Annotated in this window: 21 protein-coding genes; 14 read left to right on the top strand and 7 right to left on the bottom strand. The window is 36.8% G+C overall.

All coding sequences use genetic code 11. The annotated features are described in order from the left end of the window. Positions 1 to 260: 260 nt before the first annotated feature. A complete protein-coding gene (locus GD441_RS11200; RefSeq protein ID WP_153126528.1) occupies positions 261 to 1,757 on the top strand; it encodes an MDR family MFS transporter in 1,497 nt (498 codons plus the stop codon). A gap of 163 nt (positions 1,758 to 1,920) precedes the next feature. On the opposite strand, the gene GD441_RS11195 is transcribed toward GD441_RS11200, so the two are convergent. Beyond that, positions 1,921 to 2,655 carry a sulfite exporter TauE/SafE family protein gene (locus GD441_RS11195; protein WP_153126525.1) on the bottom strand — a complete coding sequence of 245 codons (735 nt, stop codon included), beginning with the start codon at positions 2,653 to 2,655 and terminating at the stop codon, positions 1,921 to 1,923. Positions 2,656 to 2,766: 111 nt separating this feature from the next. On the opposite strand from GD441_RS11195, the gene GD441_RS11190 reads away from it, so the two are divergent. The 6 genes from GD441_RS11190 (at position 2,767) to GD441_RS11165 (ending at position 10,182) form a co-directional block, all read left to right on the top strand. After that, entirely contained in the window at positions 2,767 to 3,657 is an 891-nt protein-coding gene (locus tag GD441_RS11190; RefSeq protein WP_153126524.1) for a LysR family transcriptional regulator, read from the top strand. A gap of 89 nt (positions 3,658 to 3,746) precedes the next feature. After that, on the top strand, positions 3,747 to 4,457 hold the full coding sequence (gene dapD, locus GD441_RS11185; RefSeq protein ID WP_153126523.1) for a 2,3,4,5-tetrahydropyridine-2,6-dicarboxylate N-acetyltransferase: 711 nt from the start codon (positions 3,747 to 3,749) through the stop codon (positions 4,455 to 4,457). Between the two features lie 110 nt (positions 4,458 to 4,567). Continuing rightward, positions 4,568 to 5,698, top strand: coding sequence for an N-acetyldiaminopimelate deacetylase (locus tag GD441_RS11180; protein WP_153126522.1), 1,131 nt, complete (start codon positions 4,568 to 4,570; stop codon positions 5,696 to 5,698). 294 nt (positions 5,699 to 5,992) lie between these two features. Next, positions 5,993 to 8,122 carry a DNA helicase RecQ gene (gene recQ / locus GD441_RS11175; protein WP_153126521.1) on the top strand — a complete coding sequence of 710 codons (2,130 nt, stop codon included), beginning with the start codon at positions 5,993 to 5,995 and terminating at the stop codon, positions 8,120 to 8,122. Between the two features lie 204 nt (positions 8,123 to 8,326). Next, positions 8,327 to 8,968, top strand: coding sequence for a 5-bromo-4-chloroindolyl phosphate hydrolysis family protein (locus tag GD441_RS11170; RefSeq protein ID WP_153126520.1), 642 nt, complete (start codon positions 8,327 to 8,329; stop codon positions 8,966 to 8,968). Positions 8,969 to 8,988: 20 nt separating this feature from the next. Then, positions 8,989 to 10,182, top strand: coding sequence for a toxic anion resistance protein (locus GD441_RS11165; RefSeq protein WP_153126519.1), 1,194 nt, complete (start codon positions 8,989 to 8,991; stop codon positions 10,180 to 10,182). A gap of 53 nt (positions 10,183 to 10,235) precedes the next feature. Here the strand turns inward: GD441_RS11165 and GD441_RS11160 are convergent, their stop codons facing one another. The 3 genes from GD441_RS11160 to GD441_RS11150 all read right to left on the bottom strand — a co-directional run bounded on the left by GD441_RS11160 (position 10,236) and on the right by GD441_RS11150 (position 13,259). Continuing rightward, complete coding sequence (locus tag GD441_RS11160) at positions 10,236 to 11,498, bottom strand: CapA family protein (RefSeq protein ID WP_153126518.1); 1,263 nt, start codon at positions 11,496 to 11,498, stop codon at positions 10,236 to 10,238. Between the two features lie 275 nt (positions 11,499 to 11,773). Next, complete coding sequence (locus tag GD441_RS11155) at positions 11,774 to 12,115, bottom strand: DUF16 domain-containing protein (RefSeq protein ID WP_153126527.1); 342 nt, start codon at positions 12,113 to 12,115, stop codon at positions 11,774 to 11,776. Positions 12,116 to 12,350: 235 nt separating this feature from the next. Further along, positions 12,351 to 13,259, bottom strand: coding sequence for a helix-turn-helix domain-containing protein (locus GD441_RS11150; RefSeq protein WP_153126517.1), 909 nt, complete (start codon positions 13,257 to 13,259; stop codon positions 12,351 to 12,353). A 196-nt stretch (positions 13,260 to 13,455) separates the two neighbouring features. Here GD441_RS11150 and GD441_RS17455 point away from each other — a divergent pair, with 196 nt between their 5' ends. From GD441_RS17455 to GD441_RS11130, 5 genes are all read left to right on the top strand, one after another. Then, entirely contained in the window at positions 13,456 to 13,584 is a 129-nt protein-coding gene (locus GD441_RS17455; protein WP_263862441.1) for a hypothetical protein, read from the top strand. 229 nt (positions 13,585 to 13,813) lie between these two features. Beyond that, positions 13,814 to 14,119 (top strand): hypothetical protein, encoded by a 306-nt coding sequence (locus tag GD441_RS11145; protein WP_153126516.1) that lies wholly within the window; start codon positions 13,814 to 13,816, stop codon positions 14,117 to 14,119. Positions 14,120 to 14,596: 477 nt separating this feature from the next. Next, on the top strand, positions 14,597 to 15,139 hold the full coding sequence (locus tag GD441_RS11140; RefSeq protein ID WP_153126515.1) for a peroxiredoxin: 543 nt from the start codon (positions 14,597 to 14,599) through the stop codon (positions 15,137 to 15,139). Between the two features lie 80 nt (positions 15,140 to 15,219). Continuing rightward, positions 15,220 to 15,675, top strand: a complete 456-nt coding sequence (locus tag GD441_RS11135) for a TlpA disulfide reductase family protein (protein ID WP_153126514.1) — start codon at positions 15,220 to 15,222, stop codon at positions 15,673 to 15,675. Positions 15,676 to 16,112: 437 nt separating this feature from the next. Continuing rightward, a complete protein-coding gene (locus tag GD441_RS11130) occupies positions 16,113 to 16,772 on the top strand; it encodes a potassium channel family protein (RefSeq protein ID WP_153126513.1) in 660 nt (219 codons plus the stop codon). Between the two features lie 48 nt (positions 16,773 to 16,820). On the opposite strand, the gene rnjA is transcribed toward GD441_RS11130, so the two are convergent. After that, positions 16,821 to 18,488 (bottom strand): ribonuclease J1, encoded by a 1,668-nt coding sequence (gene rnjA, locus GD441_RS11125; protein ID WP_153126512.1) that lies wholly within the window; start codon positions 18,486 to 18,488, stop codon positions 16,821 to 16,823. 6 nt (positions 18,489 to 18,494) lie between these two features. Next, positions 18,495 to 18,704: a DNA-dependent RNA polymerase subunit epsilon gene (locus GD441_RS11120; protein ID WP_153126511.1), complete on the bottom strand. Its 210-nt coding sequence runs from the start codon at positions 18,702 to 18,704 to the stop codon at positions 18,495 to 18,497. Positions 18,705 to 19,373: 669 nt separating this feature from the next. Between GD441_RS11120 and GD441_RS11115 the strand changes: the two genes are divergently transcribed. Continuing rightward, the gene (locus tag GD441_RS11115) at positions 19,374 to 20,144 is read left to right on the top strand and encodes a Cof-type HAD-IIB family hydrolase (RefSeq protein ID WP_153126510.1); all 771 of its coding nucleotides are present in this window, start codon (positions 19,374 to 19,376) and stop codon (positions 20,142 to 20,144) included. 152 nt (positions 20,145 to 20,296) lie between these two features. Here the strand turns inward: GD441_RS11115 and def are convergent, their stop codons facing one another. Continuing rightward, a complete protein-coding gene (gene def / locus GD441_RS11110) occupies positions 20,297 to 20,851 on the bottom strand; it encodes a peptide deformylase (protein ID WP_153126509.1) in 555 nt (184 codons plus the stop codon). Positions 20,852 to 21,154: 303 nt separating this feature from the next. Here def and GD441_RS11105 point away from each other — a divergent pair, with 303 nt between their 5' ends. Beyond that, positions 21,155 to 21,820, top strand: a complete 666-nt coding sequence (locus tag GD441_RS11105; protein ID WP_191992164.1) for a YkyA family protein — start codon at positions 21,155 to 21,157, stop codon at positions 21,818 to 21,820. Positions 21,821 to 22,057 lie beyond the last annotated feature (237 nt).

Here is a 22,057-nt window from a genome sequence, read left to right as displayed (position 1 = left end):
AAAAAAGTTGGTTGATTGGAGCGTAAGGTGCGAGACTCCTGCGGGAGCAGCGGGACAGGTGAGACCCCACAGGCGCTGCACGCCGAGGAGGCTCACCGCCCGCCCCGCGGAAAGCGAGCATCCTGGAGCGGAAATCAACCGATCCTCACTCCTTGTTAAAAAGCAACAAAGTTTACGAAAACAGCCTTTTAAAAAAACTCGAAATATCATTAGCCGTGTTACATAAAATAAATAGGGAAGTGATAAAGTTGGAAGAAGTGATGGGGAAAAACCTGCTCCAGCATGTGAAAAAAGGAGATAAACGACCGATTATTTTGGCTGCGGTCATGTTAGCTATGTTTATGGGAGCAGTAGAAGCTACTATTGTCTCAACGGCCATGCCGGCAATTGTTGGGGATTTAGGAGGTTTCTCCTTATATAGCTGGGTATTCTCAGGATATTTATTAATGAATTCAGTTACTGTTTTGATTTATGGGAAGCTGTCTGATTTATTTGGGAGAAAGCCGGTATTAACATTCGGTATTATTGTTTTTCTTGTTGGATCCATTTTATGTGGGTTTGCCCGTACCATGAATCAGTTGATTGTATATCGTTTTATTCAGGGACTTGGTGCAGGAGCAGTCATGCCGGTAGCCATGACGATTGTGGGAGATATTTATTCAAAAGAAGAAAGGGCTCAAATACAAGGTTATTTATCGAGTGTTTGGGGAATTTCAGCCATCATTGGACCTGCTTTAGGGGGACTATTTGTTGAACACATCAGCTGGAGACTGGTGTTCTGGGTTAATATTCCTCTTGGGATTTTGGCTATTATTTTGCTCTGGCTCTTCTTGAATGAAACGGTAGAGAAAAGAAAGCATTCCATTGATTATTTTGGGGCTATTCTATTAACAGTTGGAATCTCGTCCTTTATGCTAATCCTTGTAGAAGGAGGAGTTCATTGGGCTTGGACCTCTTTACCCATTCTGTCACTTTCAACGCTTTCAATCCTGTGCTTTCTGCTTTTTGTGGCAGTGGAAAGAAAAGCGTCAGAGCCGATTATGCCTTTTGAAATTTGGAGAAACCGATCCATTTCCATCGCCAATATCGTATCACTTACGACCGGAATGATGCTGATTGGAATATCAAGCTTCTTACCTGCTTTTGTCCAAGGAGTAATGGGAAAATCGCCTACTGTTGCTGGATTCACCTTAACGACGATGTCGATCGGCTGGCCAATTGCTGCAGCACTATCAGGTAAATGGTTGCTGAAGATAGGGTACAGGAATACTTCTTTACTCGGCGGTCTATTCTTAATCTTTGGGAGCATGTTTTTTGTATTTATGAGTGAAAACTCCGGCCCCTTTTATGCTGCTACAGGTTCATTTTTCGTAGGAGCAGGAATGGGACTTAGTTCAACAGCTTTCATTGTACTCATTCAAAGTACAGTTAGTTGGCAGCAAAGAGGAATAGCTACGGCCTCGAACTCTTTTATGCGTAATATGGGTAATACAATCGGTGCTGCGCTGCTCGGTGGGATTCTGAATACAAAGTTGAATTCATACATTCGAGGAAAGGATTTAGAAGGCGGGACACTGTCTATTGATTCGGCCAACATGCTTTTAGATGAGTCGCAGCGAAATAACTTACCAGAAAATGTACTGACAGTCCTCAAAAATGGTCTTACTCTTTCTTTGCATTCCGTTTACTGGGTAGTTATTACCTTAGCAATCATCAGCTTACTATTGATCTATTTTTTACCAAAGGAAAAGGAATGATAAATGGTACAATAGGGCTGTCCGAAAAGGATCAACTTTATTAAAAATGGAAAATCAAGAATGTTGATCTATCAATATTCTTGAACATATAAAGGAGCCAAAAGTCGATAAGTTCGACTTATTGGACAGCCCCATTTTGCATTATAGGCGCATTCCGCTTTTCTTATAAAAATGCTTTCCATAATAGTTGTAAGATTAGGAGGATCGTTACAGCGTTTAAGAGCCATTTTAAGTATTTGGTAGATATTTTCGGGGCAATTCTTACCGCTGTCTGGGCTCCAGCTATTGATCCGGCAGCAAAGAAGATGCCGATTTTCCAATGAAAATGACCACTTAGTAAATATGGAAAAAAAGCAGCGAAGCAGCTAACAAATGTTTGGAAGCGAGTGAATGCCATGGCTTTAATAAAAGAAGCTCCGTTTAAAAGAAAGGTATACATCAGCATGGTAGCTTGCCCCGGTCCAAACATTCCATCATACATACTGATTCCAAATAAATAAGGATACGTACGCGGAGAAGGCTTCCAATCATCAATTGGAGTTTGAATTGGTTTTTTTAGAAGAGAGAGGACAAATGCACCGCCCAACAATATAATGGCAACAAAATTCATAATTTCTCCCGATATATGGGATGTTAATAAACCTCCTAGAAAACCTCCGCCAATTGCAAAAGGAATAAGCTTTAGCGCATCATAAAAAATTAGTTCTTTTTTCTTTAACAAAACATAAAAGCTCGAAAATGAGCTGAACATATTGGAAAATTTGGCTGTGGCGATCGCTCCATGAACTGGTACTCCTAGCAGCATGAGAGCTGGCATGCCGATCAGTCCACCGCTTCCGGCAAGCGTTCCAATAAATGCAACCACAAATCCAAGGCACATTAAGGAAATAAATAACATGATAATTCCCCCTTATATATTGACATTATTAGTTTATTTCAATTATTTTGATAAAGATAGTAGAATAAAATAATGAAATAACATAAGAAAAACTTATCAAGAGGGATGAGGATGGCGTTCTCAGAATATCAGCTGTTATCTGTTTTAGCTCAAGAAATGAATATGCGAAAAGCCGCAGAAAGACTGTTTGTTTCCCAACCCGCATTATCTCAGCGGCTTCAAACGATTGAAAAGGAATGGGGAATTAAGCTGTTTGTTCGTTCACAAAAAGGGTTATCATTGACCCCAGCGGGAGAAGCAGTCGTGAGGTTTGCAAATGAGGTATTGGAAAAAGAAGAAAAGGTTCGTGAAGAAATTCAAGCGATGAATTCTGAAGTGTATGGTACATTGCGGATTGCCTGCGCATCTATCGTTGGTCAAAACTGGCTGCCACAAGTATTGAAGAGGTTTGTTAATCGGTATCCTCATGCGAAAATTTCTCTTGTAACAGGATGGAGCAGTGAAATTTTAAAGTCCCTTTATGATGATCATGTTCATATCGGAATTGTTAGAGGGAATTCCGACTGGAAAGGGGTAAAAAAGCATCTATTTACAGACAAGCTTTATCTCGTTGATACTGAAATGAATAGGCTTGAACAGGTAATGGAAACGGACCGGCCTTTCATTCAATTTAAAAGTGATTCTAACTATTATCAAGAAATTCAGGATTGGTGGCACAGACAGTTTCAAACAGTTCCAAAACGTACCATTGTTGTAGATCAAATTGAAACATGTAAGCAGATGGCTTTTAACGGAATTGGCTATGCCATCTTGCCAGCCATTACGATCCGACAAAAGGAAAACAGTATTTATAAGATTCCTCTTCTAGATGAAAACAATCAGCCGATTGAACGTGACACGTGGTTGCTTGGCTACGAAACGGCCTTTCAATTAAAGCAGGTGCAGGCGTTTGTTGAGCTCGTGGAAGAATTTATAGAAGAAAGTAATCATCACAATTTGTAGCGATTAAAAAGCATCTTATTTCTTGTTTTACATGCTTTTGTTTGTTAAAGTAAAACATATTAATACATACATAAAGGAGGAAATATCAAATGAAAATGATGGATGCACACGAAATCATTTCGTTTATTGCTAACTCAAAAAAATCAACGCCAGTTAAAGTATACATAAAAGGAGATATCGAGGGGATTAACTTTGGTGAAAACTCAAAAACCTTCATAAATGGAAACAGCGGTGTTGTATTCGGGGAATGGGCTGAAATCAGTGAAGCGCTGAAAGCAAACGAAGACAAGATTGAAGACTATGTTGTGGAAAATGACCGCCGCAATTCTGCCATTCCGCTATTAGATATGAAAAACATTAATGCCCGTATTGAGCCGGGTGCCATTATTCGTGATCAAGTAGAAATCGGTGACAATGCAGTCATTATGATGGGAGCTTCCATTAATATTGGTGCAGTAATTGGCTCCGGTACAATGATTGACATGAATGCAGTATTAGGCGGACGAGCTACTGTTGGTAAAAACTGTCATATTGGTGCGGGAAGCGTGTTAGCTGGAGTGATTGAGCCGCCATCAGCTAAGCCTGTTGTGATTGAAGACGATGTAATGATTGGTGCAAATGTTGTTGTACTTGAAGGCGTTACAATTGGAAAGGGTTCTGTTATAGGTGCAGGCGCTGTCGTTACTAAGGACATTCCACCTTATTCTGTTGCCACTGGAATTCCTGCCCGAGTTATTAAGCAAATTGATGACAAAACAAAATCTAAGACAGAAATTATGAAAGAGCTTCGTCAACTGTAATAATAATTTAGGAGGTGACTCATAAGTCCAGTTCAACCCTTAGAAAGAAGGATTTGGGACTTATAGGTGAGTCACCTTATTTTTACATATTTTTTGAGGAGGAACTTGGAATGTCGTCAGCGAGTCCGTTCGTCTCAATTAGAAGAGACTTGCACAAAATACCTGAACTGGGGTTTCGAGAGTTCAAAACACAAGCATACTTATTAAACTATATCCATAACCTTCCGCAAGAACGTATCGAAATTGAAACATGGAAAACAGGAATCTTTGTAAAAGTTAACGGCATCAATCCTATTAAAACAATCGGATATCGTACAGATATTGACGGACTTCCAATCACGGAAGAAACAGAGCTTCCGTTTGTTTCTGAGCACGAAGATCGAATGCACGCATGCGGTCATGATTTTCATATGAGCATTGCTTTAGGGGTATTGACTCATTTCGTGGAAAACCCAATTGATGATGACTTGCTTTTTATTTTTCAACCAGCAGAGGAAGGTCCCGGCGGCGCAGAGCCTATGATGAAGACCGATACGATGAAAAAATGGAAGCCGGATATGATTATTGCGCTTCATATAGCACCTGAATATCCGGTTGGAACCATTGCATTAAAAGAAGGTTTATTATTTGCCAACACTTCTGAGCTATTTATTGATTTAAAAGGGAAAGGTGGACATGCAGCATACCCTCATTTGACAAACGACATGGTCGTAGCTGCATGTCAGCTTGTTAGTCAGCTGCAAACCATAGTTTCTAGAAATATAGATCCTCTCGATTCTGCCGTTATTACGATTGGTAAAATAACAGGAGGAACTGTTCAAAATATAATCGCAGAAAGAGCTAGGCTTGAAGGAACGATTAGAACGCTTTCTGTTGAGTCCATGCAAAAGGTGAAAAAGCGGATTGAAGAGCTTGTTGCAGGCCTGGAGACGGGATACCAATGTGAGGCAAAAATTGACTATGGATCCATGTATCATCAAGTATATAACCAAGAAGTTTTGACGCGTGAATTTATGGAGTTCGTTCGAAAAGAAACAGATGTACATGTTCAAGAATGTAAAGAAGCCATGACAGGCGAAGATTTTGGATATATGCTTAGTGAAATTCCGGGATTTATGTTCTGGCTAGGTGTTGATTCTCCTTTTGGGTTACATCATGCAAAGCTCAATCCGAATGAAGAGGCGATTCATACAGCCATTGACTTATTGGTGAAGTATATAGAATTTAAGGGTAAACGATAAGTGGGGAAAGTTTTCAATGAATATTTAGCTCAAACTTTGAAAACGATGAGTTTGATCGTTGGAAAAATTAAAAGGAGATATCGCTTAGAGCGGTCTCCTAATTTTTTTGTCTATTTATTGAAATGAGTAATTTGTACGGATTTATGAATAAATAAAATTGATGATATAAGGTACTGTTCGTTTGGTTATGAGATCAAAGAATGATGCTTTTTTTGTAAATATCAATTTTTTTGTTAGGATCTTGATATATAATCGTAATGAATGATTAAATAATCGTTTAAAGGAGCGAAACCATTGCTTACGCAAGCAACCCAAATTCTAAAAAAGTATTTTGGATATGAATCTTTCCGATCAGGGCAGGATGAAATCATTCGCAGAGTTCTAAATGGGGAACATACTGTTGGTATTATGCCCACTGGAGGAGGTAAGTCTCTTTGCTACCAAGTTCCCGCCTTATTAAAAGAGGGTATGACGCTTGTTATATCACCGCTAATATCTCTCATGAAAGACCAAGTGGATGCTCTTCTACAAAACGGCATTTCTGCAACGTATTTGAGTAGCGCTCTTTCGGGTACTGAAATACAGGAGCGAATGAATGAAGTACAAAGTGGACTTTACAAGCTGGTGTATGTGGCACCGGAACGTCTAGAATCTCCCTCTTTTATAGATGAAATAAAAGATTTACCAATATCATTAGTTGCAATTGATGAAGCACACTGTATTTCACAGTGGGGACATGATTTTCGACCAAGCTATTTGCGGATTCATTACATGATTCATCAGTTATCGTCCAATCCTGTATTGCTGGCATTAACGGCCACAGCCACTCCTCAAGTTCAAAGAGATATTTGTCATCTTCTTCAGATTCCAGAGGAAAACATGATAGTGACTGGTTTTGGACGTTCCAATCTTTCTTTTTCGGTTATGAAAGGACAAGATCGAAACGAATTCTTGCTCTCCTATCTTCATCAAAACCCGAATGAATCAGGAATCATCTATACTTTAACCCGTAAAACGGCTGAACAATTATACGAAAAGCTAAAGAAAAAAGGCCTTTCGGTTGGGAAGTATCATGCAGGCCTTTCCAGTAGTGAACGCGACAAACAGCAAGAGCTTTTCATCAATGATGAAATCAAAATAATGGTAGCCACTAATGCTTTTGGAATGGGCATCGATAAATCTAACGTTCGGTTTGTTATTCATTATGGGATGCCGAAAAACATGGAAAGCTATTATCAGGAAGCAGGTAGAGCAGGTAGAGACGGGATAGAGAGTGAGTGTATCCTGCTTTTTTCAGAGCTAGACGTAGCGGTCCAAAGATTTTTTATCGAACAATTAGGGTCAAGTGACCACCATAAAAATCAAGAGACACAAAAGCTGTATCAAATGAAGGAATATTGTTATACAGAAAACTGTCTTCAGAGGTGGATTCTCTCTTATTTCGGTGAGGACCGTAATGAAGATTGCGGCAAATGTAGCAATTGTCGTGACGAGCGAACACTAACTGATGTAACGAAAGAAGCTCAAATGGTCTTATCTTGTTTAATAAGATTGAAAGAACGATTTGGAAAAACAATGCTTGCTCAGGTTTTAATAGGCTCTTCTAATAAGAAGGTAATGGAATTTGGATTCCAAAAACTGCCCACTTACGGTTTATTAAAAAGCAGGTCATTGAAAGATGTGACAAACTTTATAGATTTTCTGACATCTGAACAATATATAGGAGTTTCAGGTGGACAATTTCCGATACTATTTGTTACAGATAAAGGAAAGCAAGTCTTACTAGGAAACGAGAAGGTATATCGTAAAGAAGCATTAAAGGCAGTAAAAATAGCTGCGAAAGATGAATTATTTGAGATATTAAGAGAAGTAAGGAAAAGAATAGCTATAGAAGCAGGAGTTCCTCCGTTCGTTATTTTTTCAGATGAAACATTGCGTGACATGTGCGCCAAAACTCCTCAAACTCTTATTGAATTGAAAGGAGTCAAAGGAGTAGGATCGTTGAAGCTTGAAAAATATGGTGATGTTTTTATCGAAGCGATCCAATCATTTCTGCATGAGCATCCTGAATATACTCCTACAATAGAAGAGAAGAAGGAAAAGAAGAAAAAAGCCGGGTCAGAAAATTCTCATTTACAAAGCTATGAAGCTTATAAAAGTGGTATGTCCATTGATGAAATTGCAAAGAAAAGAGAGTATGCAAGAACAACTATTGAAAACCATTTAATTCGCTGTATAGCAGAAGGAATGGAGTTTAACTGGAATAAAATTTTCACAGAAGAACAAGAAAAGATGATTGAAAAGGCAGTGGAGGAAGTCGGAAGCGAATATGTAAAACCAATTAAAGAGCTGCTGCCGGATGATATCAGTTATTTTATGATAAAAGCGTGGGTTGAGAGAAGGAAATTACATGAAGACGTATAAAAACAAACCGAATCCATTTATTGGGTTCGGTTTGTTTTTGATTGAAAAAATTTATTGTTTTTAGATAATTTCACCATATGAATGTCAATCCTATATGATAAGCATTCTTTCATACTAAGGGTGAGTGGAAAATAACCCCTAAGCGAAACTTTATTCATACGAATTCGTAGAAAAGATATGGATGTTTATATAGGAGTTGATTTAATGAAATCTATTTTTTCATTATTATTTTTTATAGTGAGAAGCCTTGCCTCGGTTTCTATATCTGTTATCGTTTGGCTCATTAGTTTCTTTGGTTTTGAGCAGACGATTTGGTTCTCCTCACTGTACGCACTAATCGGAGCGATGATCGTCTTTTTAGGTATAAAATGGATCGCTCATCATCGCTTTCTACAAAAGAATGGACTGTCACGTCGAGAGTATAGATTTATTCAACAAAATTTAAAAGAAGCAAAGAAGAAAATTCGTCGATTACAAAAGGCAATATTCTCAGCGAGGGATGTATGGACCATCAAACAAAATTACGAGATCCTACGAATAGTAAAAAAAATACAATCCATTTCCGAAAATCAGCCAAAACTTTTTTTTAAGGCGGAACGTTTTTACTATTCCCATTTGGATTCCATTGTTGAGCTGACCGAAAAGTATGCATTTTTACTTAAACAGCCGGCGAAAAATGTGGAAATTCAAGATTCATTACGTGATACACGTCAAACACTCGCTGCTCTTTCGAAATCTCTGGAACAAGATTTGTACGATGTGCTGGCAGATGATATGGACACTTTAAATATGGAACTCGACCTTGCTAAGCAGTCTATCAATAAAACGAAGGGACCTTTCTTATAACAAAAAAGGAGGAAGCTATAATGACTGAACAAAATATCAAAAAACAAGATGATTTTGAAGACCTTTTGGGAAATCCTTTCGGTAAAGAAAAATCAGAGCTTGAGCCATTCCCCCAAATGCATTACAAACCAAAAATGCTCGTAGATGTCCTGCCAGAGGAAAATCGAAAGCGTGCCATTCAGCTTGCTGAGCAAATTAATCCTACTGACCATCAATCTATGATGATGTACGGAACTCAAGCTCAGTCCAAACTGTTGAATTTTTCCCATACTATGCTGGAACATGTTCAAAAAAAGGATATTGGCGAGATAGGAGATATCCTTGGAGAACTAATGAAAAAGCTAGAGAGTGTGAATCCAGATGCATTAAGACCGGAAAAAAGAACCTTTATTTCGAGATTGTTTGGAAAAATTTCATCCTCCATTCAAGAAACATTATCGAAATATCAGAAAACCGGTGCTCAAATCGACCGAATCAGTGTTAAGCTTACCCATGCCAAAAATGCATTAATGAGTGACATCGGCATGCTTGAACAGCTCTATGAAAAAAATAAGGATTATTTTCATGCCCTAAATGTATATATTGCTGCCGCCGAGCTGAAGCTTTCCGAACTGAAAGAGAAAACAATTCCTGAATTGAAAAAGAAGGCTGAAAAAACAGGTGATCAAATGGCATATCAGGAAGTAAATGATATGCTACAATTTGCGGACAGACTTGAAAAGCGAATGCATGATCTCCAGTTGAGCAGACAAATTACCATTCAGAGCGCCCCACAAATACGCTTGATCCAAAACACGAATCAAGCATTAGCGGAGAAAATTCAATCATCGATTATGACAGCCATTCCGCTTTGGAAAAACCAAGTGGCCATCGCGTTAACGCTGCTTCGTCAGCGCAGTGCAGTTGAAGCGCAGAAGCAGGTAGCTAAAACAACAAATGAGCTGCTTTTGAAAAATTCAGAAATGCTGAAAACGAATACGATTGAAACTGCGAAAGCTAATGAGCAGGGACTGGTAGATATTGAGACACTTAAGAAAACCCAAGAAAATCTCCTTTCCGCCCTTGAGGAAACCTTGCGAATTCAAGAGGAAGGGCGTACAAAACGTTACCAAGCACAACAAGAATTAATGGCAATGGAAAACGATTTAAAGCAAAAGCTACTACATCTTAAATCAAATCAAGGGGCTGTCCAAAAAGGGAATCAAGAATGGTGATATATCAATATTCATAAATAAAAACAGGGGCATCCAAAAGCCGAAAATTCGACTTATTGGATAGCCCCGTTCCTTTCAAACGGAATCATATATTCGTCCTGGATATTTTCTAAAGGTACCCCCTTTTGTAGAAGGATATTGGCGAGATGATTATGAACTTCCTTTACTCTATCAAAATCCTGTTTTCTTAAATGAAAGCTGTTACCGCCGCTCAACTGATCTTTAAGAACATCAGGGACCGACAATGTTCGAATGAGGTATTGGTTAGAGCTGTCTTTGAATTGAACCCATGTTGGAGTGTATGAAGCGTGTTCTAGCTCCGCTTTTCTTCCTTCGGTTTTGATGAAATAGAGATGAAGCATTATTCCGGCATCTCTTGGTTGTGTCCTTTGGGAAGAAATGAAATTACCTAATGAATAGGCTACAAACTTATTTCTTGTCACACCATTTTCATCCATAGTAGGTTTATAAGCCACAGGCTGTACGACGTGTGGGTGACTAGCTAAGATCAAATCTGCACCTGAGTTAAACATTACGTTCACCCAATCGATATAAGCCTGACTCGGCATAAGTTCATATTCATTACCCATATGTGGAAGAACAATAACAAAATCCGGGTTTAAAGCTTTTGCCTTTTTGATCTCGTTTATAACAAAGTTTTTTGTCATGATATTAATTAAATATTCTTTTCCTTTAGGAAGAGGGATTCCGTTCGTCCCATAGGTAAATGAGACAAAAGCAAATGTAATGTTGTTGATTTCTTTTATGAAAATCTTGTTCTGCACTACTTTGGATGGATATGTCCCAACATGATCCAGCCCGATTCTATCCAACACCTCAAGAGTTCGTAATACGCCCGCTTCTTTTCTATCATTGGAATGATTATTCGCTGTTGTTAATAAATCGAATCCGGCATTTCTTAAACTTTCTGCAAAGGCTTCAGGTGTATTAAACATTGGATAACCGGTAAAGTCAGCATCTTTTCCTGCTAAAACGGTCTCTAAATTCCCTACAGTTAAATCAGCATTTGACAATAAATCTTTTATTTGATCAAATGAATAATCAAAATGATATGTACCATTACTTTGGTTTAAAGCGTCAGCGAGTTGCCAGTCATGAACCATTAGATCTCCTACTACTGTCATTTTTACCCGATGAACAATAGGTTCTGGCTGAGAAGAATGGGCAGGCTGTGATAGGGGAGAGGATGTTATTTCCCCTTTATTAGGTTTTTTTTCGATTGGCTTAGCATAATCAGTGGAGCATGCAATCAAAATGAAGGGTATAAATAACAATAAAATCTTTAGTTTTCTCATATTAATGCCTCGAAATAATTAGTTATACTATCATATATTTTAACAGAAAAATATGAATATTAAATTACATATATGAGGAGATTTCATTATAAGATGAAATCCAATGACTTAAAAAATAAGCGGAATCAAAAAAGTGGTGCACATTGTACACCAGCTTTTTTGACATAAATTCAAGTGAGGTAAAATACACAAATCCCCAAGAAATCACCCTAATGAAAAATATAAATCAACGAGTTTTTTACAATTGGTATATTTAGAACCTGGTAATGTAGATGTTAATACTCACCTTCAAACGGGGTAAATGGAATATTTAGCCGGTTTTCTACTGCACGTAATCTTTGGTTTACTCTGTTCAGGCGACGTGTAAGGCGTTCAACGCTTTCATTAAGGCGCCTGATTTCCTGCTCCTGTCGATTTTGTTCTCGATTTAACCGATTGATTTCTCTCGATTGCTGTTCATTTTGTCTTTCAAGTGCATCTACTCTTCGTTCAAGGGCACGAAGTTGAGGTTGTTGTCTCTGTTGGTCATCTTGTTCTTGATCAACTGAAGGGTACAAATGATATGGCTGCATATAATAGTCAGGTTGTTGCGGAACATAGTAAACATAAGGATTCATCATGGCAACGCTCCTTTTTGGGATATTTCCCTATAAAATATGTCGCTAAGCGTAGCATGACAGGGTATTTGCCCAAAGGATCATATTTTTTTGTGTTCATGAAATGGTTTAGTCAGAATGAAATTGGATGAAATAGAGGAAATATACAGAGGTCTTTATAAGCTATGAATGAGCAAATAACAATCAAAAAATGAATGAAAAAATAGGAGACTATTTGACCAAATAGTCTCCCGTTTTACACTTCTAATAAAATTGAAGTCTTGCCTTCTTTTTTCCAGCCTTCCAGTTTTTCTTTAATAAAAGCTGTAAAACGTTTATTGTTTTGTAAATCTAAAATGAAATAGGCCTTTTTCATATATTTCGAGGCTGTCTGAAAGTTTTCCTTTAATTCATAGTTATATCCTAAATGATAATGCAGTTCACCCAATAAATAAAGATTTTCCTTCTGCAAGCACCATTTAATAGCTTCTTCACAATATTTAATGGATTCTTTAAACTGCCCCAATCTTGTATGGGTTCTTGCAAGATTGTATAAAAGCCTAGTTTTAATGGTACAATCGTTCAAATATGGCAAAGACTTCATATGAGTATTCGCGGTATTGTATGTTTCAAGTGCTTTTTCGTGCAGATGTTCTTCAGAATATATCACACCTATGCTTAATAATAACTCGATTTCTTTTTCTGTAAGTATTTTATTTTTTGGTTGTGTCAATGTGATGGCTTGTTCTAATATATCAATGGCTTTTTCTACATTTTTGTTCAACATGTATTCATAAATCCCTTTATGCCATAAAAGTAATTGATAATTTCTTTTATTTTGGATAAAAAGTGGATTTTTTTCTTCTGTTTCTACAATTTGGCGCATTTCTTCATAATTCATCGACCTTCTAGTAATTTTTAATTGATAACTTACTTCTTGGACATAATCTAGTCTAGGAGTCATCCCAATATCAAAAAAGTAATTGACATCTACACCTAGTTTCTTAGAAATTAAGTAAAGGGTTGATGCATATGGATATACATCTCCTTTTTCAATTTTGCTTATTTGTGCTTGGGTACAAATTCCCTCTGCAAGTTCGGACTGTGAAAAACCAGCCTGTTTACGTAGTTCTTTAATCTTCTGTCCAATTGCAAAAAAGTCCATTTTCCAAACTCCTTAAAATATGCCTAGAGTTATATTTTTTTAATATACAAATAGAAAATTATAGATTTTTCGTATATTTTATACTGTAAATAGAATTATTCAAGAATCCTTAATTATTTTGAATATGGTTATATATAACTATAAAGTTTTATCAGCATTAATTAAATATTTTTTAGAAAATGAGGAGGAATTACCCATGAAAAAGAAATTAATCGGAGTATTATTTGCATTAACTCTTATTGCAGGATTTACCTTTGCTGTACCTGCAGCAAACCAAGATAATGGTGGTACAGTAGGAACTTTCGAATTACCACCAGTTTTTTAATTTTATATCTACACCCTCTTGATTTGCACCTCAAATGTGAGGTGCATTTTTATTATTTATGACCTATTCTTTTAGGCATATTCCTCTAGTTATATTTTGAAAGGTTAATGCGCTAATTCACCAAAAAAAACAGAAAAAATCACAATTTTTCACTTTTAAAGGACTTTTATCTATGATTTCTAATTTTGATATTGTATAAATGTACTAATCAAAGGTAGGTGTAAGGAAAATGGTAGATATTAGTATGACAGTGAATCCTTCTTTTTTTGATGAAGAATGTGCTATTGTCTTTTCTTTTTATTTTAAGCATGCTTCGAAGAAAGTTGGGGAAGCAATCATTTACACCTGTGCTGAAGATGGATCTATTTTAGAAGGATTTAAAAATACTTGCCAGAATTATGAGAAAGTGGCATATTTTAGAGAGTTTTCTATCATTGAGGAATATGAGGAACAATCACTTCATAAAATCGAGCAGTTTTTAAAAGTGTTAGGGATTAAGAAGTATTTTTGGCAGAATCATTTTCTATGTTTATAAATATTCCAAATAAAAAAATAACAGGTACTACAAAAGTGCTTGGCCCCCATATATAGTAATGACAAATTGTAGGAACAGTCCTCTAGTTTTCTATATACGGATCGAAGGGTGCCAGGCCCTTGGTTTATAAAGAAGTAAAACAGTTTAAAAACCTCTATTCAGAAACATTTCCTAAAATTCTCCATCCCAAAGCATATTATTTTATTCCACGATAAATCAATGATAAACTATGTATTGTCCCATACTTTCCATTTTTCCATGATTATTTTTCATCATAAAGGGAAGGATGAAAGAGGGATGTTTTTACATGTTGTCAAATTATCTTTTAAAATAAATCCTTTTTTAAATTAATTTTAAATAAAGGTTGACTAACTATGTAGTCTTGTCTATAATAAGAAATGTGTTTAGGGACTAATTGAGAATATATACTCTTATATTCTCAATTAAAATAAAAATTTATTTTGGAGGGATTTATTCATGCCAGAGCGTATGGTAGGAAAACAAGCACCTCGTTTTGAAATGGATGCTGTATTACCAAACAAAGAATTCGGAAAAGTTAGCCTTGAAGAAATCATGAAACAAGGAAAATGGACAGTTCTTTTCTTCTATCCAATGGACTTTACTTTCGTATGTCCAACAGAAATTATTGCTCTTTCTGACCGTTATGATGAGTTTGCAGATTTAGACGCAGAAGTGATTGGAGTTTCTACAGATACAATCCATACTCACTTAGCTTGGATTAACACGGATCGTAAAAACAACGGTTTAGGAGATCTTAAATATCCATTAGCAGCTGACACAAACCACGTTGTTTCTCGCGAATACGGCGTGTTAATTGAAGAAGAAGGAATCGCACTTCGCGGTCTTTTCATCATCAGCCCAGAAGGTGAATTAATGTATTCAGTTGTTCATCACAACAACATTGGCCGTGATGTAGATGAAACTCTTCGCGTACTTCAAGCTCTTCAAACAGGCGGATTGTGCCCTGCTAACTGGAGACCAGGACAAAAAACTCTATAATCAAAGAGTTTCCTAATAGTAAGGCCTAACCTAGTGTTAGGTCTTTTTCATACTTCATACATTAACGGAGGTGCATTCTCGTGAGATTACGTACAGAAATGCCTGAATTGGTTGGTGCGACTGAATGGCTAAACGGAGAAGTAAAAAAGGCTGATCTTATTGGAGAGAAGCCTACATTAATCCACTTCTGGTCCATCAGCTGTTATCTATGCAAAGAAGCGATGCCGCAAGTAAATGAATTTCGCGATCGATTCAAAGATAAGTTAAATGTTGTCGCAGTTCATATGCCACGATCTGAAGATGATGTAAACATAGAAGAAATTAAAAGAGTGGCCGCTGAACATGACATTACACAGCCAATTTTCGTTGACAGCGAATTAAAACTGACGGATGCCTTTGAAAATCAATACGTTCCTGCCTATTACGTATTTGATAAAACAGGTGTACTCCGTCATTTCCAAGCGGGTGGAAGCGGAATGAAAATGCTAGAAAAGCGCGTCCTCCGTGTATTAGAAGAAGGCGAGAAAGCAGAATAAGTGTAAAGACTGATCATTTGATCAGTCTTTTAGATTGAAGACAAAGTAATGTTTTACGCACATTCAGGCTGATTGAAAACGCTTGTCAGTCGAGGAACGAACCTGTACGAGGAGCGGAGTTACCCTAGACGGTAATGAGCACCGGAGTAGGGTTCGTGACGAAGAATGCGAGCGTTTGTCAACAGTCTGAAAGGCTGATCATTTGATCAGTCTTTTATTTTTTATGGGTTGAAATGTTTATTTTTTAGGTGATAATTGTAGGATCCTCCAAATTGCACACGTCAAATGTTTCCAGTGACTGCTACTCACGGTCTTTTGCTATGAATGTTTTTTGTTCGATTCCTGATAATAGTAAAAGATCTTAGTAGGTGTAAATACATTTTTCTTTGTGGTAGAATATGAGAAGTATTTGAATTACTCTTTTGGAGGAATTTCTTGTGAAAAAAGAATTTGCAGTTATTGGATTAGGACGATTTGGGGGAAGTATTTGCCGGACCTTAGCTGAACAAGGTATGGAAGTACTAGCCATTGATATTGATGAAGATAAAGTGAACGAGTTTGCTACGATTGCTTCACATGCTGTTGTAGGTGATACAACGGACGAAACTGTTTTGAAAAGCCTTGGAATACGTAATTTTGATCATGTAATCGTAGCCATCGGTGATAACATTCAAGCAAGCATACTAACCACGCTAATGCTTAAAGAGTTAGGTGTTAACAAAATAACCGTAAAAGCTCAAAATGATTACCATGAAAAGGTGCTTAGAAAAATCGGTGCTGACCATGTTGTACATCCTGAGCGGGATATGGGAAAAAGAATTGCTCATAATATTGTTTCGAACAATGTACTTGATTATTTGGAGCTATCAGATGAGCATTCAATTGTGGAAATTGTGGCTAGCAGCAAAATGGCAGGTAAGACGCTTATTGACCTTGATATCCGCGCGAAATATGGAATCAATATTGTCGCGTTTAAAAGAGGCAATGATATCATTGTATCTCCTCAAGCAAACGAGAGAATCCTTGAAGGCGACATTCTAATTGTTATTGGTGCTGATTCTGACATAAACCGTTTTGAAAAGAAAATTGTAGAATAAAACAAAAAGGCTGTTCCAAAAGTAAAGCTTTCGGAACAGCCTTTTTTCTTATACTTCCATAATAATCGGTAGAATCATTGGGCGGCGCTTCGTTTTTTCATAAAGGAAAGGAGCAAGGGTATCCGTAATTTCATTTTTAATTTCGGACCATTGATTTGTTCTGCGCTCCATCACTTTATTTAAATGCTTTGTGATAAGTGTTTGCGCATCGTTAATAAGATCACCAGATTCACGCATGTAAACAAAACCGCGTGAAATAATGTCAGGACCTGCTGCTATTTTGAAATCCTTCATATTAATACTTACGACAACGACAACCAATCCTTCTTCAGACAGGATACGACGGTCGCGTAATACGATATTACCAATATCACCGATTCCGCTACCGTCAATATATACAGAACCAGATTGGATTTTACCTGCTATTTGAGCAGAATGATCGGTTAAGGCAAGCACTTCTCCGTTATCCATGATGAAACAGTTTTCTTCAGGTATGCCGCAGTCTACAGCGTGCCGAACATGCATTTTTTGCATGCGATATTCACCGTGGATTGGCATAAAGAATTTCGGCTTCATCAATCGCAACATCAATTTTTGTTCTTCTTGTCCTCCGTGACCGGAAGTATGGATATCACTCAGTGAACCGTGAATAACTTCTGCTCCTGCTTTAAATAGCATATTGATGGTACGTGATACGCTGATTGTGTTGCCTGGAATAGGAGATGAAGAGAACACAACCGTATCTCCAGGAATAATTTGAATTTGTCTGTGCGTACCGTTTGCGATACGGGATAACGCAGCCATCGGCTCTCCCTGACTTCCTGTACATAGGATCGTTACTTGATTGGATGGCAATCGGTTGATCTGCTGTGCATCAATGAACGTGTCTTTCGGGCAGCGAATGTATCCGAGCTCTTGACCGATTTCAATAGCTGCTTCCATACTTCTTCCGAAAACAGCGATTTTTCTACCATTGGCCACAGCCGCTTCTGTAACTTGTTGAAGGCGATGGATATTGGATGCGAAGGTAGCAAAGATGATACGCCCTTCCACTTTTCTGAAAATGTCATGAATGCTTTCGCCGACACGTCTTTCTGACATCGTGAAATTTGGAACCTCACTGTTTGTACTGTCAGAAAGCAGACAAAGTACACCTTCTTTTCCGATTTCAGCCATTTTTGTTAAGTTAGCGGGCTCACCAACAGGAGTAAAATCGAATTTAAAATCTCCTGTATGTACAATTTGTCCAGGTGGAGTTTTTACCACAATCCCATATGAATCCGGAATACTATGAGTGGTACGGAAGAAAGTGACAGAAGTCTTCCGGAATTTGATCACATCGTCCTCTTTAATTTCAATCAGCTTCGCTTGCCTAAGCAATCCGTGTTCTTCTAATTTATTTTTAATGAGACCTAGGGCAAGCTTTCCACCGTAAATCGGAATATTTACTTGGCGAAGAAGGTATGGGATTCCCCCAATGTGATCCTCGTGACCATGGGTGATAAATAATCCTTTAATTTTTTCTTGATTATTTACTAAATAAGAATAATCGGGAATGACATAGTCAATTCCAAGTAATTCATCCTCTGGAAACTTAATTCCAGCATCGATTAGAATAATTTCATCTTGAAATTGAACTCCGTATGTGTTTTTCCCGATTTCACCGAGACCCCCAAGGGCGAAAACGGCAGTTTGATCATTTTTAACGAATTTCATAAATTATCATAGCTCCAATACTTTAAAATCTGCGTTTTGTTTTTCGTATTCTAAGTAATTACCTGTAACAGGTTGAATAAACTCAATGTTATATGCCTTTTCCTTAAGTTTTAATCGAACTTCTCGTTCAGAATCCCCTTCGATGTAAATGGTCTTAGTTTTTTCACGAACAGGTACTTCACTAGCTGTTTCTTGATAGTAAACCTTGAAAATCATAACAATCGCTCCTCAATCAAATGTTTTGCATAATATGGAAAAGGGCTAGGCCAATATGGTTATCGGTCGGCAGCAATACACATGACATGTACCTTCCATAAACATATCTCTCAACCCCATCACCTTTTAGTTAAAGAGTAAATTAATGATTAAATACCTTTTAAAAAGGTCTTTAATTTATTATATAAAAAAATAGCAGCTTTTTCATGTTTTTAACAATCTTCTATTTCATTAGTGAAGGAAATATGTAAAAAGATTACTCCTAAAACTTTACAGGAAAGAATAAGCCCTTCGCAAGTGTTGAAGGGCATTAAAATCAAAATTATGCGATTGATTTCTTTCTAAGCCAATCCTTCCATTGTTTCAGCAGCTTTTTCCGGAGCTTTTTGAGCATAAACCATCACTCCCCTTATATAGTATTGTAAACTAAAGTTTCATAAAGTAAATATGACTTTCCTATGATTTCAATTACTTGCTTATTATTTTGTATTATAAAGGATCATCACTAGTAAAAAAATCGACCTGTTTAGTGATATTATACGTAGAACTTAGGATAAGCTTGCATGAAGGTTGTGGAAAATTTTCTAATTATGATTGCAGTTTCTTGACTAAATCCTATTAAAAGGTATTTAATGAGGTAGTTACGAAATAACAAGGGAAGTGATCAGCATGAGCAAAATCGTCTTTTTTGATATAGATGGTACGTTGTTGGACCATGATAAAAAATTGCCGCAATCAACCAAAAATGCCATAAAAAAATTGCAGGAAAATGGTGTTTATGTAGCAATTGCTACCGGACGAGCTCCGTTTATGTTCGAAGAATTGAGAGAAGAACTTGATATTAGTTCTTATGTGAGTTTTAACGGACAATATGTGGTTTTTGAGGGACAAGTCATTTATAAAAAACCACTGCTTACATCAAACATAGAAAGGCTTCTATCTCATTCTGCAGAGCATCAGGTGCCTCTTGTATTCTTAAATGAAAAATCCATGAAAGCATCCGTTCCTTTTCATAAACGGATTGAGGAGGGGATGGGGTCATTAAAAATGTCTCATCCGGAACATGACTATGAATTTTTCAATAATAATGATATCTACCAGGTGCTTTTATTTTGTAATAGGGATGAAGAGCATTTATTTTTAGAGAATTATCCTGAATTTCGTTTTATTCGTTGGCATGAAAACTGCCTGGATGTTCTACCGGACGGAGGTTCGAAAGCGGCAGGTATTCTAAAGCTTATAGAGAAAGCAGGCTTTAAGATCGATGATGTTTTTGCATTTGGAGACGGACTAAATGATATAGAAATGATAAAGACTGTAGGTACAGGAGTTGCAATGGGCAATGCTGTCGAGGAATTGAAGAAGCATGCTGATTTGGTCACAACTCCTGTAGATGAGGATGGAATTTATAATGGATTGAAGAAACTAAAGCTTATTTAATGTTCGCTTTCAATTCTGATATCGGTAACGAAAAAGGATAAATCTTATTTTCTTCAAACGGAAGATATAAGGTTTATCCTTTTTCATTTCTGTAGGTTTGTGAAAACACCAGTTTAAAAGATTTCGTTAATTCATACAGCCGTCTGGTTCGCTTATCTTTCAATTGGAATAGCATCTGGAATCGGTGCAAAAGGATCGTTTTGATTAATGTGATCGTAAAACATAATACCATTTAAGTGGTCGATTTCATGCTGAAACACAATAGCCGGTAGACCTTTTAGACGAAGCTTCACAACTTCTCCATCTACAGTTGTACCAGTTACTGTTACGCGTGCATATCTCGGAACATATCCTGGAACTGCTCTGTCAACAGACAAGCAGCCTTCACCAGATGTTAAGTATGCTTTTTCAATAGAATGGCTTACAATTTTCGGGTTAAATAAAGCATAGCTGTAAAGAGTTCCTTTTTCATCTGTTACATGAACGGCAATCATTCGTTTTGAGACGTTTATTTGAGGAGCAGCCAACCCAATCCCAGGACGGAGTCCGTATTTTTCTGCGATTTCAGGGTTCTGGCTGTTTTTAACGTATTCCAGCATTTCGTGTAAGATTTTTTTTTCTTCCTCTGAGGCTGGTAATTTTACCTCTTCTGCAACTTTTCGCAGTGTCGGATGACCTTCACGAATAATATCCTTCATTGTAATCAATTTTTCCACCTCTATGTAAATTAAGTTTGTATTTATATCAATGTATGGTTCTCTTCCCAAAATATTAACTCAATCCCTTTTTAATGTAAACGGAATGGCAGCTTTGGGAAATATTCAGTCATAATAAAAGAATAATCTGAATAAATTGGATCAAAGGACAAGCTATTCCTTGCATGAATGAATAGTAAAAAAATACTTCTATATTATTGGAATTACTGAAAATATTAGGTACTCAACTTCCGATTGTAAATGTTTGTTTTATTACATATAGTAGAATGTGTTATTATTTTGGGGGGATTGCTAATGTATTACTGTAGACATCATTGTTTGTTTCTTATTATGTCAATAGTATTTGTATTATCAGGATGTTTGAATCGTTCTTCTCCGGAAGAGAAAATTTTTAAACTACTTGAAAATGTCGCATCTATAGAGAGTGAATTGGGTAAACAACAGCCCCCTATTGTAAAACTAGAGGAAAATGAGAAAAAGCTATATCATCAGATTATTCAACTGGGTATGAAAGAATTTGATCAAATTGTTAAGCTGTCAGATGACGCCATTACAAATGCCTACAAAAGAAAAGAAGCGATGAACAAAGAAAGAGAATGCATAATAGCTTCTCAGAAAGAATTTGAAAAATTGGACAAACTGATTGGTGATTTAAAAGACGACAAACTCAAAAAACAAGCACAGCATGTAAAAAAATTGATGACGGAACGATATAAATCTTATGAAAAGCTCTACAATGTTTATATGGAAAGTATCGAAAAGGATTTATCCGTTTATGAGAGTTTCAAAAAAGAAGATTTAACGATTGATGAGCTTCAGAAAAGTATAGATCATGTTAATGCCTCCTATGATCAGGTGTTCAAAGCAAACAATCAGTATAATAAAATAACCGCTGAATATAATAATGAAAAAATGGATTTCTATAAAAATGCCAAAATGGATGTTACGGTAGAAGAATAAATATTTTCAATAGATAATAAAAGAAGGGACTTGATTGTTTTGTCAAGCCCCTTTTAATATTTTCAGAATTAGAGAGCTGTGTTTAATAGAGAATTCGTATTTGGAAAAGCTAGTTATTATGTTGGCGCTTTCATTACATATTGCTATACTATAAGTTTAAGGAAAAAAACTTTCACAAAGTGTTCAATAATTATATAACAGAATTTTTTCTTTTTATATAACAGTTTGCGAATATAC

Source organism: Peribacillus tepidiphilus, from assembly GCF_009466385.1.
GTDB classification, from domain to species: domain Bacteria; phylum Bacillota; class Bacilli; order Bacillales; family DSM-1321; genus Bacillus_BN; species Bacillus_BN tepidiphilus.
The sequence above is the reverse complement of the archived record's forward strand: the minus strand, read 5'-3'. Positions and strand labels throughout refer to the sequence as shown.